The sequence below is a fragment of the Streptomyces sp. NPDC002276 genome (assembly GCF_053891435.1).
Window position 1 is genome coordinate 410,048 of record NZ_JBSFCQ010000005.1, and the last position, 18,446, is coordinate 428,493.

The 18,446-nt window shown below is 69.3% G+C and carries 16 protein-coding genes; 11 read left to right on the forward strand and 5 right to left on the reverse strand.

What is annotated here, in order from left to right:
- Window positions 1-4: 4 nt before the first annotated feature.
- Entirely contained in the window at window positions 5-1,042 is a 1,038-nt protein-coding gene (locus tag ACWIHT_RS16425) for a LacI family DNA-binding transcriptional regulator (RefSeq protein WP_456168853.1), read from the reverse strand.
- Window positions 1,043-1,247: 205 nt separating this feature from the next.
- On the opposite strand from ACWIHT_RS16425, the gene ACWIHT_RS16430 reads away from it, so the two are divergent.
- Complete coding sequence (locus ACWIHT_RS16430; protein WP_399120907.1) at window positions 1,248-2,204, forward strand: ROK family protein; 957 nt, start codon at window positions 1,248-1,250, stop codon at window positions 2,202-2,204.
- Between the two features lie 68 nt (window positions 2,205-2,272).
- Here ACWIHT_RS16430 and ACWIHT_RS16435 read toward each other — a convergent pair whose 3' ends face one another.
- Window positions 2,273-4,294, reverse strand: a complete 2,022-nt coding sequence (locus ACWIHT_RS16435) for an NPCBM/NEW2 domain-containing protein (protein WP_456168676.1) — start codon at window positions 4,292-4,294, stop codon at window positions 2,273-2,275.
- A gap of 190 nt (window positions 4,295-4,484) precedes the next feature.
- On the opposite strand from ACWIHT_RS16435, the gene ACWIHT_RS16440 reads away from it, so the two are divergent.
- From ACWIHT_RS16440 to ACWIHT_RS16475, 8 genes are all read left to right on the forward strand, one after another.
- Window positions 4,485-5,456 carry a TIGR01777 family oxidoreductase gene (locus ACWIHT_RS16440; protein ID WP_456168678.1) on the forward strand — a complete coding sequence of 324 codons (972 nt, stop codon included), beginning with the start codon at window positions 4,485-4,487 and terminating at the stop codon, window positions 5,454-5,456.
- 30 nt (window positions 5,457-5,486) lie between these two features.
- Window positions 5,487-5,681 carry a hypothetical protein gene (locus ACWIHT_RS16445; protein ID WP_456168680.1) on the forward strand — a complete coding sequence of 65 codons (195 nt, stop codon included), beginning with the start codon at window positions 5,487-5,489 and terminating at the stop codon, window positions 5,679-5,681.
- A 143-nt stretch (window positions 5,682-5,824) separates the two neighbouring features.
- Window positions 5,825-6,865 (forward strand): NUDIX hydrolase, encoded by a 1,041-nt coding sequence (locus ACWIHT_RS16450; protein WP_456168682.1) that lies wholly within the window; start codon window positions 5,825-5,827, stop codon window positions 6,863-6,865.
- Window positions 6,866-7,115: 250 nt separating this feature from the next.
- Complete coding sequence (locus ACWIHT_RS16455; protein WP_456168684.1) at window positions 7,116-8,936, forward strand: ABC transporter family substrate-binding protein; 1,821 nt, start codon at window positions 7,116-7,118, stop codon at window positions 8,934-8,936.
- Window positions 8,937-9,036: 100 nt separating this feature from the next.
- Complete coding sequence (locus ACWIHT_RS16460; RefSeq protein WP_456168686.1) at window positions 9,037-10,023, forward strand: ABC transporter permease; 987 nt, start codon at window positions 9,037-9,039, stop codon at window positions 10,021-10,023.
- Window positions 10,016-10,936, forward strand: a complete 921-nt coding sequence (locus tag ACWIHT_RS16465) for an ABC transporter permease (RefSeq protein ID WP_456168688.1) — start codon at window positions 10,016-10,018, stop codon at window positions 10,934-10,936. Before ACWIHT_RS16460 ends, ACWIHT_RS16465 begins: the two co-directional genes overlap by 8 nt.
- Window positions 10,933-12,051: an ABC transporter ATP-binding protein gene (locus tag ACWIHT_RS16470; RefSeq protein WP_456168690.1), complete on the forward strand. Its 1,119-nt coding sequence runs from the start codon at window positions 10,933-10,935 to the stop codon at window positions 12,049-12,051. Before ACWIHT_RS16465 ends, ACWIHT_RS16470 begins: the two co-directional genes overlap by 4 nt.
- A complete protein-coding gene (locus ACWIHT_RS16475) occupies window positions 12,048-13,118 on the forward strand; it encodes an ABC transporter ATP-binding protein (protein ID WP_456168692.1) in 1,071 nt (356 codons plus the stop codon). The genes ACWIHT_RS16470 and ACWIHT_RS16475 overlap by 4 nt, the downstream gene beginning before the upstream one ends.
- Here ACWIHT_RS16475 and ACWIHT_RS16480 read toward each other — a convergent pair.
- Both ACWIHT_RS16480 and ACWIHT_RS16485 read right to left on the reverse strand, forming a co-directional pair.
- Window positions 13,091-14,143, reverse strand: a complete 1,053-nt coding sequence (locus tag ACWIHT_RS16480; RefSeq protein ID WP_456168694.1) for a protein kinase family protein — start codon at window positions 14,141-14,143, stop codon at window positions 13,091-13,093. The genes ACWIHT_RS16475 and ACWIHT_RS16480 overlap by 28 nt on opposite strands.
- Window positions 14,144-14,230: 87 nt before the next feature.
- Window positions 14,231-15,586 (reverse strand): M20/M25/M40 family metallo-hydrolase, encoded by a 1,356-nt coding sequence (locus ACWIHT_RS16485; protein ID WP_456168696.1) that lies wholly within the window; start codon window positions 15,584-15,586, stop codon window positions 14,231-14,233.
- A 132-nt stretch (window positions 15,587-15,718) separates the two neighbouring features.
- Here ACWIHT_RS16485 and ACWIHT_RS16490 point away from each other — a divergent pair, with 132 nt between their 5' ends.
- On the forward strand, window positions 15,719-16,987 hold the full coding sequence (locus ACWIHT_RS16490; RefSeq protein WP_456168698.1) for a geranylgeranyl reductase family protein: 1,269 nt from the start codon (window positions 15,719-15,721) through the stop codon (window positions 16,985-16,987).
- Window positions 16,988-16,995: 8 nt separating this feature from the next.
- Here ACWIHT_RS16490 and ACWIHT_RS16495 read toward each other — a convergent pair whose 3' ends face one another.
- Window positions 16,996-17,445, reverse strand: coding sequence for a nitroreductase family deazaflavin-dependent oxidoreductase (locus ACWIHT_RS16495; protein WP_456168700.1), 450 nt, complete (start codon window positions 17,443-17,445; stop codon window positions 16,996-16,998).
- A 167-nt stretch (window positions 17,446-17,612) separates the two neighbouring features.
- Here ACWIHT_RS16495 and ACWIHT_RS16500 point away from each other — a divergent pair, with 167 nt between their 5' ends.
- The gene (locus tag ACWIHT_RS16500; RefSeq protein WP_456168702.1) at window positions 17,613-18,305 is read left to right on the forward strand and encodes a TetR/AcrR family transcriptional regulator; all 693 of its coding nucleotides are present in this window, start codon (window positions 17,613-17,615) and stop codon (window positions 18,303-18,305) included.
- Window positions 18,306-18,446: the final 141 nt, after the last annotated feature.

Here is an 18,446-nt window from a genome sequence, read left to right on the forward strand (position 1 = left end):
CGGCTCAGTCCGACGGCGGCAGCTCGCCCGAGCCCCGCGTGATCAGCCGGGTCGGCAACTCGATGCGTTCTGGGGCGATGAGCGTGCCGTCCAGCTGGCGGAAGAGGCGATCGGCGGCGGTACGGCCGAGGGCCGCCGCGTCCTGGGCGACGACGGTCACGCCGGGCTGGAGCAGGTCGGCGAGTTCGAAGTCGTCGAAGCCCACGAGGGCGATCCGGCGGGACTGTTCGGCGAGGACGCGGACCACGGTGACCGTCACACGGTTGTTGCCCGCGAAGATCGCGGTGACAGGGGAGGGGCCGGACAGCATGTCCTCGGCGGCCCGGCGGACCCGCACGGGGTCGGTCACACCCAGGGACATCCAGGAGTCCTCGACCGCTATGCCGGCGTCCTCCATGGCGGCGCGGTAGCCGCGCAGACGCTCGGCGGCCGTGTGGATGCGGGGCATGTCACCGATGAAGCCGATGCGCCGGTGACCGTGGGAGATGAGGTGGGTGACCCCCTCGTGCGCGCCGCCGTAGCTGTCGGACAGGACGACATCGGCGTCGATCTGCCCGGCCGGCCGGTCCACGAACACGGTCGCGACGCCCGCCTTGATCTCCGGCTCCAGATAGCGGTGGTCGTCCCCGGCCGGGATCACCACCAGACCGTCCACCCGCCGGGCGCACAGCGCGAGCACCAACTCCTGCTCCCGGTCCGGGTCTTCGGCGCTTGAGCCGTTGATGAGCAGGGCGCCGTGGGCACGGGCGACCTCTTCGACCGCGCGGCTGAGAGGGCCGTAGAACGGGTCGGCGAGGTCCTCCAGGACGAGGCCGATGCTGGCCGTGCGGCCCTTGCGCAGGACGCGCGCGCTGTCGTTGCGCCGGAACCCCAGTGCGTCGATGGCCTCCTGGACGCGGCGCTCGGTGTCGGGGGTGACGCCCGGTTCGCCGTTGACCACCCGTGACACCGTTTTCAGGCCGACACCCGCGCGCGCGGCCACGTCCTTCATGGTCGGACGGTTGCCGTAGCGGTTCTCGGGGCGGCGGGCGGTCTCTGGCACGATGCGCTGTCCTGTCCTGTCGTCCACGGGGGATGCATAGGTCCATGGGTTTGTATGAGGATGTGGCGTCGAGCATAGAGCCTGGACAACGTTGTCATGTGCGAGAGAGACTGTCCACCGATATCTCCGGCCTGCGCCCCCACCGCGAGACCGGTCCAACTCACCTTCTGGTGGTTCTCATGTTTGACGGGGAGATCTGACACTGATGCACACCGACCTCGTGGCCGCGCTCGACATCGGCGGCACCAAGATCGCCGGGGCGCTGGTGGACGGCCACGGCAAGATCCTGGTGCGCGCGCAGCGCCCGACGCCCTCGCAGGACGACGGCGACACCGTGATGCGGGCCGTGGAGGAGGTGCTCGCGGAACTCACCGCATCGCCCTCGTGGTCCCGCGCGAGCGCCCTCGGCATCGGCAGCGCGGGTCCCGTGGACGCCTCCGCGGGCACCGTGAGCCCGGTCAACGTGCCCGGCTGGCGCGACTATCCGCTCGTCGAGCGGGTGCGTGCGGCGGCCGGGGACCTTCCCGTGGAGCTGATCGGCGACGGCGTGGCCATCACCGCGGCCGAGCACTGGCAGGGAGCGGCGCGCGGGCACGCCAACGCGCTGTGCATGGTCGTTTCCACGGGAGTTGGGGGCGGTCTCGTCCTCAACGGGCAGTTGCATCCCGGTCCGACCGGCAACGCGGGCCACATCGGCCACATCAGCGTGGACCTGGACGGCGACGCCTGCCCGTGCGGTTCGCGCGGCTGTGTCGAGCGGATCGCCAGCGGTCCCAACATCGCCCGGCGGGCGGTCGAGGGCGGCTGGCGGCCGGGCCCGGACGGCGACACCTCGGCCGCCGCGGTGGCCGCCGCCGCCCGCGCGGGCGACCCGGTCGCCGTCGCTTCCTTCGAGCGGGCCGCGCAGGCCCTCGCGGCCGGTATCGCGGCCACCGCGACCCTCGTCGAGATCGACATCGCCGTGATCGGCGGGGGCGTGGGCAAGGCGGGCGACGTGCTCTTCACGCCGTTGCGCAAGGCGTTGAGCGACTACGCGACGCTGTCCTTCGTACGGCGGTTGACCGTGACACCGGCCCAAATGGGCACGGACGCCGGGCTGGTGGGAGCGGCCGCGGCCGCGCTCGCCGGGCAGGCGAGCAGCGCGACCGCGGCCGGGGTGTGAGGCGCTGAACGGACGAAACGTTCGTTCAGCGGCCTACGCCCTTGTCCGGCAAGTGAGTTGTACGTTGCTCAGCAAGTGAGTTGAGCGTTCGCCCAGTCCGCGTGGTCCGAGTCGATTCCGTCGCCGCCGTCGGTGACGACGAGTCGGACCACCTGGGCGCCGGTCACGTCCGCCGTGACCGGCTGGGCGGGCATCGCGTTGGTGAGGACGCCGGTCGAGGCGACCTTCGTGCCGTCCGCCCAGATCTCGAAGGCGACGGTCCCGTTGGCCCCCTTCTCGTCGTCCACACCGACGTCCGCGGTGACCTTCTCGCACGTCTTCCCTGTGTAGTAGTCCACCTCGCTCTCGGCGTGTACGCCAAGTCCCTTGGCGTACACGACTCCGCCGAGAGTGAGGGGATTGCCGTCCCCGGCCGCGCTCTCCCCGTTGCTGGTGTTGCGCTCAACGGGCCCCCATCCATTGGCGGTTGACATCCACGGCAGGTCACCGAGGTACGAGGTGCCGGCAGGCGGAGCGACCACCACGGACGCGGTGAACGGCAGGGTGTTGGTGACGCGCGTACCGCTCGGCGAGCGGTAACTCGCCTTCAGCGCAAGGTCGTACGATCCCGTAGGCGTCTCCGGGGGAGCGGTGACCGTCCACTTGGTGCGCAGCGACTTGCCCGTCCGCACGGCCTTCGCGGTCGTCGAGGACCTGGGCCGGATCTTCCAGCCGGTGGGCCCGGTCAGGGTCACGGAGACGTGCTCGGCGGTCGTGCGGCCGAGGTCGGTCACCGTCGTCGTGAGCGGGGTCGCGGTCGCCGCCTGGACCAACGGGGTGCTGCCCAGGCCGAGTTCGACGGCGGGCGGATTCTTGACCGACTGCCGGTCGGCGAAGACCCGTACCAGGACCGTGCCGTGGGCCGGGACGGTCGCGGAGATCGTGCCCGCGGTGTTGTAGCTCTTGTGCTGCCACAGGTCGCGCAGGGTGTAGGCGCGGGCGTTCGGGAGGCCGACGGCCGTCGCGGTGGTGGCGATGCGCTGGGCGCTGCCGGACTCGTTGAAGAGCGCGACGGTACGGCTGCCGTCCTTCATCTCCTTGGCGACGACCCAGCGTCCGCCCTCGGAGGTGACAACGTTGCCCTGCTTGCCCAACGGGTCCTGGTCGACCGCGATGACCTCCTTGTTGTCGAGGATGTCGAAGGTCGCGTCGGTCGCCTTGCGCAGGTCCGATCCGATGAGGAGCGGTGCGGCCATGATCGACCACATCGAGAAGTGCGAGCGGTACTCGGTGTCCGTCATCCCGCCGTTGCCGACCTCCAGCATGTCGGGGTCGTTCCAGTGCCCGGGCCCGGCGTACGGCGCGAGCGGCAGGTTCTGCTTGAGGATCGACAGCATCGAGCCCCAGTTGTCGCTGATGTCACCCGTGGTGCGCCACAGGTGCCCGACGTCCGAGGCCCACTCCCAGGGCTTGTTCTCGCCCCATTCGCAGATGCTGAAGACGATCGGGCGGCCGGTCGCCTTCAGCGCGTCGCGCATGGTCGTGTAGCGCGACTTGGCGTCCACGCCCTGGTTGTTGCAGTTGTCGTACTTGAGGTAGTCCACGCCCCAGTCGGCGAACTGCCGTGCGTCGCTGTACTCGTGGCCCAGGCCGCCGGGGAATCCGGCGTCGTTGCAGGTCTTGGTGCCCGCGCTGGTGTAGATGCCGAGCTTGAGTCCCTTGGAGTGCACGTAGTCCGCGACGGCTTTGATGCCGTGCGGGAAGCGGACGGGATCGGGGACGAGTTGGCCGTCGGCGTCACGGGACGGCAGGGCCCAGCAGTCGTCGAGGTTGACGTACTGGTAGCCGGCCGCCTTCAGGCCCTTGGCGACGAAGAGGTCCGCGATGCCCTCGACCATGGACTCGTTGAACTCGGCGCGGCAGTGGGTGGAGTTCCAGTTGTTGAAACCCATCGGAGGTGTGAGCGCCTGACCGTCGGCCAGGGCGGGGGAGACGGGGTCCTGTACGGGGGCGGCGACCGCGGGCACGGCGAGGCCCGCCGCGCACAACAGCCCTGCTGCGAGCACTCCTACCACTCTTCGGCGGGCCGTGCGGGTGTGGGGGTGACGCATGGTGACGTTCCTCCGGACTCGCGAGAGATGGGATCACTTCCTGTGCATGTCATGTGCGCGATTACGGTAGGACGTGTCCAACTCTGTTGGAAGAGTTGCGTATTGATTGTTCGACTTTCCATCGCGAGTAAGATTTGAACACGTTCAACTTTCTGCGCTAGGCTCACTCCAGAACAGAAGGGGGAGCCCTGTGAAGATCGTCATTCCCGGTGGTACGGGACAGGTGGGCGCGATCCTCGACCGCGCCCTGACCGAGGCCGGCCACGAGGTCGTCGTCCTGACCAGGCGGCCGAAGCGCGACCGCGAAGTGTGGTGGGACGGCGAGACCCTGGGCTCCTGGGCCCGGGAGATCGACGGCAGCGACGTCGTGATCAACCTGGCGGGCCGCAGCGTCAGTTGCCGCTACACCCCCGCCAACCTCAAGGCCATGATGGACTCGCGCGTGCACTCCACCCGGGTGGTCGGCGAGGCGATCGCGGCCGCCGCCCACCCGCCGCGCGTGTGGCTACAGATGAGCACCGCCACTGTCTACACCCATCGCTACGACGCCTCCAACGACGAGGCCACCGGCCTGATCGGCGGCGCCGAACCGGACGTCCCCGGCTACTGGTCGTACAGCGTCGAGATCGCCAAGAACTGGGAGCGCGAGCAGGAACGGGCCGACACCCCGGGCACCCGCAAGGTGGCCCTGCGCGCCGCCATGGTGATGAGCCCCGACCGGGGCGGTGTCTTCGACGTGCTGCTCGGGCTGGCCCGGCTCGGGCTCGGCGGTCCGGTCGCGGGCGGTGCCCAGTACGTGTCCTGGATCCACGACCAGGACTTCGTCCGCGCGGTGGAGTTTCTCGTCGCGCGCGACGACATCGCCGGGCCGGTCAACCTCGCCGCCCCGGGGCCGCTCCCGCAACGCGCCTTCATGCGCGTCCTGCGCGCCGCCCGGGGAATCCCGGTAGGCCTGCCCGCCACCAAGTGGATGGCCGAACTGGGCGCCCTCGCACTGCGCTCGGACACCGAACTCCTCCTGAAGAGCCGACGGGTCGTCCCGGGGCGGCTGCTGGCGGAGGGGTTCGCCTTCGACCATCCGCAGTGGCCCGAGGCGGCCGTCGACCTCGTACGACGGTCGCGCGGCGGAGCGGTTTCCACCCGGCGGCTGGTCCGGGCGTGACCCCGGCGCGCTTCGTCAGTTGAACGGGGCATGAAGAAGCGCAGCATGCTCGCCATCGCCTCCCTCGCCACCGGGTTCGTCGTCGCCGCGATCAGTCCGTCGCACTCCCACGACCACGACGTACTCGGCGATCTCAACGTCAAGGACACCGTGGGCTCCATGGACCACCTCGTCAGCGACGGCAGCCTCGCCGTCGACGAGAACTCCCTGGGACAGAACAGCTGATAGCGGCCGGAAAAGCTCGGCGCCGGTGCCCCGTCGGAGGGGGCACCGGCGCCGTCGTATGTACCCCCTCAACTGCGGCTGGTTTCCGTGGCAGGGTGGAACGGGCAAGCCTCAGGGGGCCAATAGAAGAGGGGGAACTGTCCGTGATCGTCTGGATCAACGGTGCGTTCGGTGCAGGCAAGACCACCACCGCACGGGAACTGATCGACCTGATCCCGAACAGCACGTTCTTCGACCCCGAGATCATCGGCGGGGCACTCCCGAACCTGCTCCCGCCCAAGCGCCTCGCGGAGGTCGGCGACTTCCAGGACCTGCAGATCTGGCGACGGCTCGTGATCGACACGGCCGCCGCCATGCTCGCCGAGCTCGGCGGGACCCTCGTCGTCCCGATGACCCTGCTGCGCCAGGAATACCGCGACGAGATCTTCGGCGGCCTCGCGGCCCGCCGGGTCGCGGTCCGGCATGTTCTCCTGGCACCGGCGGAAACGATCCTGCGCGAGCGAATAGCCGGCCGGGAGATCCCGCCGGACCTCCCCGACGGCGAGCTGCGGATGCAGCAGTGGGCGTACGACCACATCGAGCCGTACCGCGCCGCACTCGCCTCCTGGCTCACCGCCGACGCTCATCTCGTCGACACCAGTGCCCTCACCCCGTACGAGACGGCCCGCCGGATCGCCGACGCGGTCGGCAGCGGCACCGTCCCCGTCTGCGACATCGTGCAGACCCCGGAGCCCACCTCCGAGACCATCGCGGCCGGAGTGCTCCTCTTCGACGAGCAGGACCGGGTGCTGCTCGTCGATCCCACCTACAAGGCCGGCTGGGAGTTCCCCGGCGGCGTCGTCGAACCCGGCGAGGCACCCGCCCGGGCCGGCATGCGCGAGGTCACCGAGGAGACCGGCCTCGTCCTCGACGACGTACCCCGCCTGCTCGTCGTCGACTGGGAGCCACCCGCACCACCCGGCTACGGCGGTCTGCGCCTCCTCTTCGACGGCGGCCGGCTGGGCGCCGCCGAGGCGGACCGACTGCTGCTGCCGGGACCGGAGTTGCGCGGCTGGTGCTTCGCCAGTGAGCGGGAGGCCGCCGACCTGTTGCCGCCGGTCCGCTACGAGCGCCTGCGGTGGGCGCTGCGCGCCCGGGAACGCGGGGCCGCGCTCTATCTGGAGGCGGGCGTACCGGTTGGCTGACGACCCGTCAATTTGCGGTCGGATCAACGATGTTGGACGGGACTTTGCCTTTTCGGGGACGCGACCTGGCGATTTTGCGGGGCACGGGACATTCCGATAACAAAGCGAGGGCGAATTGTCGCCGTCCCGGTATGAACAGGAACGTGAAGAAGGTACATCGGAGCTCTAACGTCTTTGCGCAGCTCAGTTCTCTCGCGGCCGCCGGCCGCCTCGACGGGACCGGACATTTCGCCGGTCGAAGGAGAGGAACATGCGCGCGCCATCCTCGGCCCTCACCCGGGCCCTCACTCTCGCCGCCGGGCTCACCCTGGTGCTCACCGCCTGTAGCAGCGGCGGTGGTGGGGGCGGCAGCCCCAGCAAGGGCAGCTCGGCCGGACTCACGTCCTGCAACACCGTGGGACAGGCCAACACCTGCAACTCGGCCGCCACCAAGTCCGGCGGAACGTACACCTATGTGCTGGAGAAGAACATCCAGCAGTGGAACGTCCAGGACGTCAACGGCAACACCTTCGAGAACGGGGAGGCCCTGGAGGTCGTCCTGCCGCAGGTGTTCGTGCCCCAGCCGGACTTCACCGTCGCCCTCAACACCGATCTGGTGACCTCGGCGACGCAGACCAGCACCAGCCCGCAGACCATCGTCTACAAGATCAACCCGAAGGCGGCGTGGAACGACGGCACGCCCATCACCGCCGACGACTTCACCTACTACTGGCGCACCAACGACGGCAAGGACTGCCCGCCGCCGCCCGCCAGCGACTCCAGCCAGACCCACGGCTGTCTGCCGCAGAGCACCGCGGGCTACGACCGGATCAAGTCCCTCACCCCGTCCGACAACGGCAAGACCTTCACCATGGTGATGTCGAAGCCGTACTCCGACTGGAAGTCCCTGTTCGGCGCGGGCTATCCGCTCTACCCGGCCCACACCGCGGAGAAGCTCTCCGGCGCCAAGGTCGGTGACGCCGCCGCCATGACGGCCACTCAGATGGCGCAGGCCTGGCAGTACTTCCTGAAGACGCCGCCCACCAAGTACCCGACCGCGGGCGCTTACAAGATGCAGCAGTGGGTCGACAACGACCACGCCACCTACGTACCCGACCCCAAGTGGTACGGCGCGAAGAAGGCGACCCTGCAACGGCTGATCTTCAAGGTGATCTCCGATGCCACCCAGGAGCCAACCGCCCTGAAGAACAACGAGGTTCAGGGCATCTACCCGCAGCCCGAGGTCGACCTGGTCAACCAGGTCAAGGACATCCCCGGCATCACCTACAACATCGGCAACGGGCTGACCTGGGAGCACTTCGACCTCAACCTGCACGACCCGGTGCTCGGCAAGTATCTGGCGCTGCGTCAGGCGATGTTCACGGCGATCAACATCAAGGACATCATCGCCAAGACGGTCGGCCAGTTCGACCCGGCCGTGAAGCCGCTCGGCAGCCACAACTTCGTTCCCGGGCAGGCCGGTTACAAGGACCTGGTCACCGGCACCGGCCAGGGATCCGGTGATCTGACGAAGGCCAAGAAGTACCTCACGGACGCCAAGTTCACCGGTGTGGGCACGGCGTTGAAGACTCCGGACGGCAAGGCCGTCGGCCCCTTCGACTGCCGCTACACCACCGGCAACCAGATCCGGCAGAGCGAGTGCCAGATCCTCCAGAGCAACCTGGCGAGCCTCGGCATCAAGATCACCATCAAGCCGATCGGCGCGGCCGACCTCGGCACGGTCCTCGCCGGGCACCAGTACGACATCATCGTCTTCGCCTGGGTCGCGGCACCGTTCCCGACCAGCAACGCCCAGCAGAACTGGTTCACCGGCGGTGGCGGCAACTACGGCGGCTACAGCAACAAGACGGCCGACTCCCTGATCTCCCAGGCCGTGGGCGAGACGGACGCGACGAAGGCCGCGGCCCTCCTCAACCAGGCCGACCAGCTCATGGTGAACGACGCCTACGTCCTGCCGCTCTACCAGAAGCCGACGTTCTTCGCCTCGCAGACGCGGTTCGTGAACATGCGGAACAACTCCACCAATGTGGGACCGGCCTACAACACGGGCACCTGGGGCCTGAAGAAGTAGCCCCGCAGCAACGCCTGTCGGGTCCGGCTCCGGCGACACCGGGGCCGGGCCCCGACCACGGACGGCATCCCCGAACCGCCGGCCTCCGAGAGAAGACCGCATGCTCGCCTACACCGTGCGCCGCATCCTCGTCTCCATACCCGTACTCATCGTCTCGACGTTCATCGTGTTCCTCGTGGTCATCAACTCCGGTGACCCGGTGGCGAATTTCGCCACCTCACGCCAACCCGCGCCCAGCAAAGCGGCGGTGGCCGCCTTCGCCCGGCACATCCACGCCAACCAGCCGGTGATGGAACGCTATTGGAACTGGATCACCGGCGTCCTGCACGGCGACTTCGGCCCGTCCGTGCAGGCCAACCTGGACATCGGACACGACCTGTTCACCCGCTTCAAGGTGACCATCACCCTGGTCGCCGCGGCGATGATCCTCGCGCTGATCATGGCCGTCGTCTTCGGCGTGTTCAGCGCCATCCGCCAGTACTCCGCCGCCGACTACACGATCACCTTCTTCGGCTTCCTGTTCCTCGCCATGCCGGTGTTCTGGTTCGCGGTCCTCCTCAAGCAGGCCGGAATCTGGCTCAACGAGAAGACCGGCAGTCAGTTCCTCGGCACCATCGGCGAGAAGTCCCCGTACCTCGAAGTCGACACCACGTGGAACGAGTTCACCGATCACGTCGGCCACCTCATCCTGCCCACCATCACCCTCGCCCTGGTCTCCTTCGCGTCCTGGACCCGCTACACCCGCGCCTCCATGCTGGAGGTCCTCAACAGCGACTACGTACGGCTCGCCCGTGCCAAGGGGCTGCGGCGCGGCAGGGTGATGACCCGGCACGCGCTGCGCACCGCCCTCATCCCGCTCGCCACCGTCACCGCGCTCGACATCGCGATCATCCTGGGCGGCGCGGTGATCACGGAGACGATCTTCCAGTGGCACGGCATGGGCGAGATGCTGGTCCAGGCGGCGACCACGCTCGACGTCTACCGCACCATGGCCTGGCTGCTGCTCTCCGCCGTCGTCGTCATCGGGTTCAACCTCATCGCCGATCTCCTCTACGCCGTACTCGACCCGAGGATCCGCTATGACTGACATCGAGGCACCGGGCTCCGCGGGCACGCAACTGCCGCCCGGCGACCGCGAGTTCACCGTACGGCAGCGCACCCAGACCCAGCTGGTGCTGCGCCGCTTCGTACGGCACCGGGCCGCGATGGTCAGCCTGGTCGTGTTCGTGCTGATCCTGCTGTGGGCGTTCATCGGCCCGCACCTGTGGCACTACTCCTACGAGAAGTACACCGAGGACAACTCCAAACCGCCGTCCTGGAAGCACCCGTTCGGCACCAACTCCTCGGGATACGACGCCTACGCACAGGTCATGCGCGGCACCCAGACCTCACTCAAGATCGCCATCATGATCGCGCTCGGCTCCACCCTGCTGGGCGCGATCTGGGGCGCCATCGCCGGCTTCTACCGGGGCGTCGTCGACGCGGTCATGATGCGGATCGCCGATCTAGTGCTGACGCTGCCCCTGTTCGCGATCGCCCTGGTCATCTCCTCCCGCACCGGCGGCTCCTGGTACTGGATCGCCCTCGTGATCGCCGGACTGACCTGGGCGTATGTGGCCCGGGTGGTGCGCTCCTCGGTGCTGTCGCTGCGCGAGAAGGAGTTCATCGAGGCGGCGCGGGCACTCGGCGCCTCCGACGCGCGGATCATCTTCCGGCATCTGCTGCCCAACGCCCTCGGCCCGATCATCGTCAACGCGACGATCCTGGTGGCGACCGGCATCCTCACCGAGACCGCGCTCTCCTTCCTCGGCTTCGGCGTCCAACCCCCCGACACCTCCCTGGGGTTGCTGGTCTCCCAGGCGCAGACGGCGGTCGACACCCGGCCCTGGCTCTTCTACATCCCCGGCGCGTTCATCATCGCCATCGCGCTGACCATCAACTTCATCGGCGACGGACTGCGCGACGCCTTCGACCCCCGGCAGCAAAGGGTGCGACAGTGACGACCACGAGTCATGGAGTGCGCGAGGTCCCCGTGACCTCCGCCGTGCTCGAAGTCGAGGACCTCAGTGTGGAGTTCGGCACGGAGGACGGGACGGTACGGGCCGTGCGCGGCGTCGGCTACCGGCTCGACCGGGGCGAATCGCTGGGTATCGTCGGCGAGTCGGGGTCCGGGAAGTCGGTGACCGCCCTCGCCCTGATGGGGCTGCTGCCGACCGGCGCCAAGGTGCGCGGTTCGGTCCGCTTCGAGGGCACCGAGCTGCTGGGCCTGTCCGACGCCCGCCTCTCCGACCTGCGCGGCAGCGGCATCGCGATGATCTTCCAGGACCCGATGACGTCCCTCAACCCCGTCTACAACGTGGGCTATCAGATCGGCGAGACCCTGCTGCGCCACAACCCCGAGATGAAACACAAGGACGCCCGCAGACGGGCCGTCGAACTCCTCGGCACGGTCGGCATCCCCAGCCCCGAACGGCGCGTCGACAGCTACCCGCACGAGATGTCCGGCGGCATGCGCCAGCGCGTTGTCATCGCGATCGCCATGGCCAACGACCCGGACGTGATCATCGCCGACGAGCCGACCACCGCCCTCGACGTCACCGTGCAGGCGCAGATCCTCGAAGCCCTGGAGACCGCCCGCGCCGAGACCGGCGCGGCGCTCGTCCTCATCACCCACGACCTGGGGGTGGTGGCCGGCCACACCGACCGGGTCGCGGTCATGTACGCCGGCCGGATCGTGGAGACGGGGTCGGTCGAGGACATCTTCTACACCCCGCGCATGCCCTACACCCTCGGCCTGCTCGGCTCCCTGCCCCGCCTCGACCGCGAGGAGGCACGCCTCACCCCCATCACCGGCTCACCGCCGAGCCTGCTCAACCTGCCGCCCGGCTGCCCGTTCGCCCCCCGCTGCCCGATGCGCCGGGACGTCTGCGACACGGACGAACCCGTCCTGCGCAGGGCGGGCGGCGATCTGCACCTCAGCGCCTGCCACTTCGCCGACGAACTCGTCGACACCGGCGCCGATCAGGTCTTCGACGCGGTCGGCGCGGACACCGAGGCCCTGGCCCGCTTCGCCGACGCGGCCCCCGCCACGAACCCCGAGGAGGACGCCGTATGACCGCGCCCGCGCAGGCCGCCGTCCCGTTGCCGCCGCTGCCCGGCCACGGCGGCACCGGCGAACCGGTCCTCCAGGTACGGGACTTGGTCAAGCACTTCCCGGTCATGTCCAAGGGTGTCATCCGGCGCCGAGTCGGCGATGTGCACGCCGTCTGCGGAGTCTCCTTCGACCTCCACGAGAACGAAACCCTGGGCCTGGTGGGGGAGTCGGGCTCCGGCAAGACCACGATCTCCCGCACCGTCCTCGGCCTGGAACGGGCGACCGCGGGCCAGGTCCGCTACGGGCAGCACGAACTGACCCGGCTGAGCAGACGTCAGATGCGGCCCCTGCGGCGGGAGTTGCAGATCGTCTTCCAGGACCCGTACGCCTCGCTCGACCCCCGGATGACCGTCCACGAGATCGTCGCCGAACCGCTGCGCATCCACGGGCGGTACGGATCCGGGGCGGGCGCCGAGGTGAGCGAACTCCTGCGGCTGGTCGGGCTCAACCCCGAGCACGGAAACCGCTTCGCCCACGAGTTCTCCGGCGGACAGCGCCAACGCATCGGCATCGCGAGGGCGTTGGCCCTGCGGCCCAAGGTCGTCATCCTCGACGAACCCGTGTCCGCGCTCGACGTGTCTATCCAGGCGGGCGTCCTCAACCTGCTGATGGACCTACAGAGCGAACTCGGCCTGTCCTTCCTGTTCGTCGCCCACGACCTGTCGGTGATGCGGCACGTGGCCGGCCGGGTCGCCGTCATGTACCTGGGCCGCCTGGTCGAGATCGCCCCCGCCCGACAGCTCTTCGCCCGCCCGGCGCACCCGTACACCCAGGCCCTGGTCTCGGCCATCCCGCTGCCCGACCCGCGCAAGGAACGCGCCCGGAAACGGATCACCATCCAGGGCGACGTCCCGAGCCCGGTCCGCCCGCCCAGCGGCTGCCGCTTCCGCACGCGGTGCCCGAAGTTCGCGGGCCAACTCACCGACAGCGAACGGACGTCGTGCGTCGAGGAGGTACCGGCGCTGGTGGACCGGGGCGGGGGCAACCCGGTCGCCTGTCACTACGCGGAGAGCGTCGAGCTGTTGTAGGCGCGGCTCAGTTCGTCGGCGGGGTACGAGGTGAGCCGACTCTCGTTCTGCACACGGCGGTTGAAGTCGGCCAGTACGGCGGTGAGCGGCGCGTGCCGGGTGATGATCGAGGCGGCGGCCTCGGGGATTCCGCCGGGCCGCTCACCGTCGGCGCAGGCGCGCACGAAGGCCTCGCGCTCCGGGAGGTCGTATCCGTACAGGGCGACGACGAGCCAGTTCACCAGCCGGGCGGTGGCGTAGGAGCGGTCGTAGTGCTGGTGCCGGTCGAGGAACTCCCGTTCCTCGGGGGCGAGTCGGAAGCGTGCTGAGACCGCCAGGCCGAAGTCGGTGAGGTAGAGCTGTCGGCCGTCGGTGAGGATGTTCTCGAAGTGGGCGTCGAAATGCAGCAGTCGGTGCTCGTGGAGGAAGTCGGTGGTGCTCTTGAGCCGCTGCTCCACGAGGGTGCAGGCGGCGTCCGGATCGCCGGTTCGCAGCTGGTCGTCGAACCAGTCGTGGAGCGTGTGCGGGAAGTGCTCGACGAACAGGGTCAGGCTCGCGCTCGCCGTGCGCCGGGCCTCGATGTGCTCGCGCACCTGTCGGCTGCCGCCCCAGTAGGCCACGACCTTTTCCACATCCGCCAGTTCGTCGTGCGGCGGCTGGGGCGTGTCGGGCAGTACCCGCCAGTGGTACATGAGTGGAAAGCCCGGGAACCGGTCCGCCAGCACCCAGTTCGTGGTCATCGTGTGCACGGCCAGTTCCCGCCAGACGCCGAAGCCGGGACTTCCGAGGCCGTAGTGGCAGTAGGCGGGCATACCGAACACATTGGCCGTCGAGCGGACGTTCTCCGGCCGCCGCTCCACATCCGTGAGCGGCATCCGCTTCACGAACACCCTTCTGCCGTCCACCTCGATCAGCGCCGAGCGCCCGCCGATCCCGGTCCCCAACGGCGTTCCCGCGTCGACCAGTTCGGCGAGTTCGTGGTCGGAGAGGAGGGCGAGGGTGGTGGCGATGTCACTGTGGGCGGCGATGCGCGCGGTGCGGGACATGCCGCCATTCTCGTGCACCTGCCGTCAACCTCCCTCGAACGAGACCGAGTCGGAGGTGGGCAGGTACCGATCAGGCCCAGGGAACGGTCAGTTGGCCGCGTAGTTCTGTAGGAACAGCGCCTCCGTCACCGACAGCCGCTCCAACTCCTCAGGAGACACGCTCTCGTTGACCGCGTGGATCCGCGCCTCCGGCTCACTGAGGCCGATGAGGAGGATCTCGGCCTGCGGGTAGAGGGCGGCGAGGGTGTTGCACAGCGGGATGGAGCCGCCCTGACCGGCGTACTGCATCTCCTGGCCCGGGTAGGCCACCGCCATCGCCTCGGCCATCGCCGTGTACGCCGGGCTCGTCGTGTCGGCGCTGAAGGGCTGGCCCTGGCCGATCTGTTCGGTGCTGACGCGGGCGCCCCACGGGGTGTGGGCCTCCAGGTGGGCCTGGAGCAGCTTGGTCGCCTCGGCCGCGTCGACGCCCGGCGGGACGCGGAGGCTGACCAGCGCGCGGGCGCCGGCCTGCACGGACGGGGTGGCGCCGACGACCGGCGGGCAGTCGATGCCGAGGACCGTCACGGCCGGGCGCGCCCAGATGCGGTCGGCGACCGCGTCGGAACCGATCAGCTCGACACCGTCCAGCACCTTGGCGTCCTCGCGGAACTGCCCCTCGTCGTACGACAGTCCGTCCCAGGTCGCGTCGGCGGCGAGCCCGTCGACGGTCGTCGAACCGTCCTTGGCGCGCAGCGAGTCCAGTACGCGGATCAGCGCGGCCAGCGCGTCGGGCGCGGCACCGCCGAACTGGCCCGAGTGCAGATTGCCTTCGAGCGTGTCGATCTGGACCCGTACCAGGGTCATGCCGCGCAGGGTCGAGGTGACCGTGGGCAGGCCGACGCGGAAGTTTCCTGTGTCGCCGATCACGATCGTGTCGGCGGCGAGGAGTTCGGGGTGGTCCTCGGCGTACCGCTCAAGGCCGCCGGTGCCCTGCTCCTCCGAGCCCTCGGCGATCACCTTGACGTGCACCGGGATGCCGCCGTTGGCCTTGAGGGCGCGCAGCGCGAGCAGGTGCATGATCACACCGCCCTTGCAGTCGGCGGCACCGCGCCCGTACCAGCGGCCGTCGCGCTCGGTCAGTTCGAACGGCGGGGTCGTCCAGCCGGCCTCGTCGAGCGGCGGCTGCACGTCGTAGTGGGCGTACAGGAGCACGGTCTTCGCGCCCTCCGGGCCGGGCAGGTAGCCGTAGACCGACTGCGTGCCGTCCGGGGTGTCGAGCAGGGCCACGTCCTGGAAACCCTCGGCGCGCAGCGCGTCGGCGACCCAGTTCGCGGCGCCCTCGCTCTCGCTCTTCGGGAACTGGTCGAAGTCCGCCACCGATTTGAAGGCCACCAGCTCGCCGAGCTCAGTTCTTGCCCTGGGCATCAGCGAGGCGACGGTCTCGGCGACCGGATTCGACGACATGGGCACGCTCCTTGTGGGTGCGACGTTGTACGAATGATGCCGTCGATCCTCCCACAACGGCCTGGGGCGATGTCCGCCGTAGGATGCGGGGGACAGGTGCGGCAGCGGCTTGATCGGGAGCAGTAGACCATCGTGAGCAGCGAGAACTCTTCGGCGGACGACGAACAGCGGGTGTGGGACGTCGTCGTGGTGGGCGCGGGACCCGCGGGGGCCTCGGCCGCCTATGCGGCGGCCGTCGCGGGACGGCGTGTGCTGTTGCTGGAGAAAGCCGAGTTGCCCCGCTACAAGACGTGCGGCGGCGGCATCATCGGACCCTCGCGCGACTCCCTGCCACCCGGCTTCGAGCTGCCGTTGAAGGACCGGGTGCACGCCATAACGTTCTCGAACAACGGACGTTTCACGCGTACCCGCCGGTCCCGGCAGATGCTGTTCGGGCTGATCAATCGGCCCGAGTTCGACCAGCAGCTCGTCGAGCACGCGCAGAAGGCGGGCGCCGAGCTGCGCACCGGCGTCACAGTGACACGAGTCGAGCAGCACGGCTCCGCGGTACCGGACCGCCGTACGGTCGCCGTGGTGCTGAGCGGCGGCGAGACGGTCCTCGCGCGGGCCGTCGTCGGCGCCGACGGCAGTGCCAGTCGCATAGGGGCGCACGTCGGGGTCAAGACCGACCAGGTGGACCTGGGCCTGGAGGCGGAGATCCCGGTGCCGGAGACCGTCGCCGAGGACTGGAAGGGCCGGGTGCTCATCGACTGGGGCCCGATGCCGGGGAGTTACGGCTGGGTCTTCCCGAAGGGGGACACGCTCACGGTCGGCGTGATCTCCGCGCGCGGTGAAGGCGCCGCCACCAAGCGGTACTTGGAGGACTTCATCGCCCGGCTCGGCCTCGCCGGCTTCGAACCGAGCATCTCCTCAGGGCACTTGACCCGCTGCCGGGCCGACGACTCGCCGCTCTCGCGCGGTCGCGTGCTGGTGTGCGGGGACGCGGCGGGACTCCTGGAGCCGTGGACCCGGGAGGGCATCTCGTTCGCGCTGCGCTCGGGACGGCTCGCGGGGGAGTGGGCGGTGCGGATCGCCGAGGCGCACGACGCGGTGGACACCCGCCGCCAGGCGCTGAACTACGCGTTCGCGATCAAGGCGGGCCTCGGCGTGGAGATGAGCGTCGGCAAGACCATGCTGGCGGTCTTCGAGCGCCGCCCCGGACTGTTCCACGCGGCCCTCACCGGCTTCCGGCCGGCCTGGAAGGCCTTCATGGACATCACCCGGGGTTCGACCACGCTGGGCGAGCTGGTGCGCAGCCACCCCATGGCGCAGCGCGCGCTGACCGCCTTCGACCGCAGGACCGCGGAACCCGTCGCGTCCGTGGAGGCGCTGGAGTCGGAGGAGGGCGAGGTCGGCTCCTGACCGCGAGGTCAGCTCCTTACCGTGACGTGGAAGACGGGGTGATCGTCCGCGATGCCCCGCAGTTCGTCGTCGGAGGAGTCGGGGCCGACTCCTCCGAAGAACACGCCGACCTCGGCCTTCCAGCGCTTGAGGTAGGCGCGCAGCAGCGGCACCCTGTCGTCGCCGGTGACCTCGGTCGCGGTGAACACGTCCACCTTCTTGCCGAGCCGCAGCTCGCCGCCGCCCGCCGCCCGCATGTTGTGCGTCCACTGGACGTGGCCGCGCGGGGCGACGAGGTACTGCTGTCCGTCCACCGTCAGCAGGTTCACCGGGGTGGTCCGCCACTCGCCGCTCTTGCGGCCGCGGACCGCGAGCACCCGTGAACCCCAGACGCTGAGACCGCGGCGGGTGAACCAGGCGACGGCGCGGTTGAAGACGTTGACCGTGAACCAGCCGGGCTTCTGGACGTGCGTGCTCATGACGACTCCTGGGTTTTGGAGAGCGCGGCTCACTTTTGTGAGCACTGCTCTCGCTCTCGGGAACAGTCTGCATCGGCTCGGCGATCCAATGCAAGAGCGGTGCTCTCTTTTTTATGCGCTGCTCTCGTTTGTGTGCACTGATCTGAATCCATGCCACACTTGCCCGTATGAGCACCACACAGGGCGCCCGCGCCCGAGCCAGGATCGAGGTCACCGCGGCCATCAAGGACGAGGCACGCAGACAGCTCGCCGCCGAGGGCGCCGCGAAACTCTCGCTGCGCGCCGTGGCCCGTGAACTGGGCATGGTCTCCTCCGCCCTGTACCGGTACTTCCCCAGCCGCGACGACCTGCTGACCGCTCTCATCATCGACGCGTACGACTCCGTCGGCGAGAGCGCGGAGGTGGCCCACGCCAAGGTGGCCGACGAGGGCCCGCTGCGGCGCTGGACGAGCGTGTGCGAGGCGGTACGGGGCTGGGCGCTCGCGCATCCGCACGAGTACGCCCTGATCTACGGCTCACCGGTTCCGGGGTACGTCGCTCCCGAGTCCACCGTCCCGCCGGCCGCTCGCGTTGCCCTCCTGCTCATTGGCATCTCGCGTGACGCTCACCGAGCCGGCATGCTGACCGAGCCCCAGCTGCCTGCGGACCTCCATCCCGAGGCGGAGCGCATGGTCGCGGACTTCGCCGGTGACCTTCCGCCTGCGGTGGCTGTGGCTCTGGTCGCCGCGTGGGCCGAGCTGTATGGGCTGGTCAGCTTCGAGCTTTTCGGCCAGTTCCGCCGGGTGGTGGAGGACCGTGAGCCTTTCTTTCGTCATTCGGTACGGCGGCTTGCGCTTGGGGTGGGGCTTGCGGACGGGTGAGTTCGTCGGGTGCAGGCCGGTGGGGGCTGGGCGCGCAGTTCCCCGCGCCCCTGACGGGGCGCTGTGGTGGGCCGGAGTTCATGGGGAACACTCGTCGGACGTACTCCCCGGGAAGTACACGTGATCACCCCGTCCGGCTGA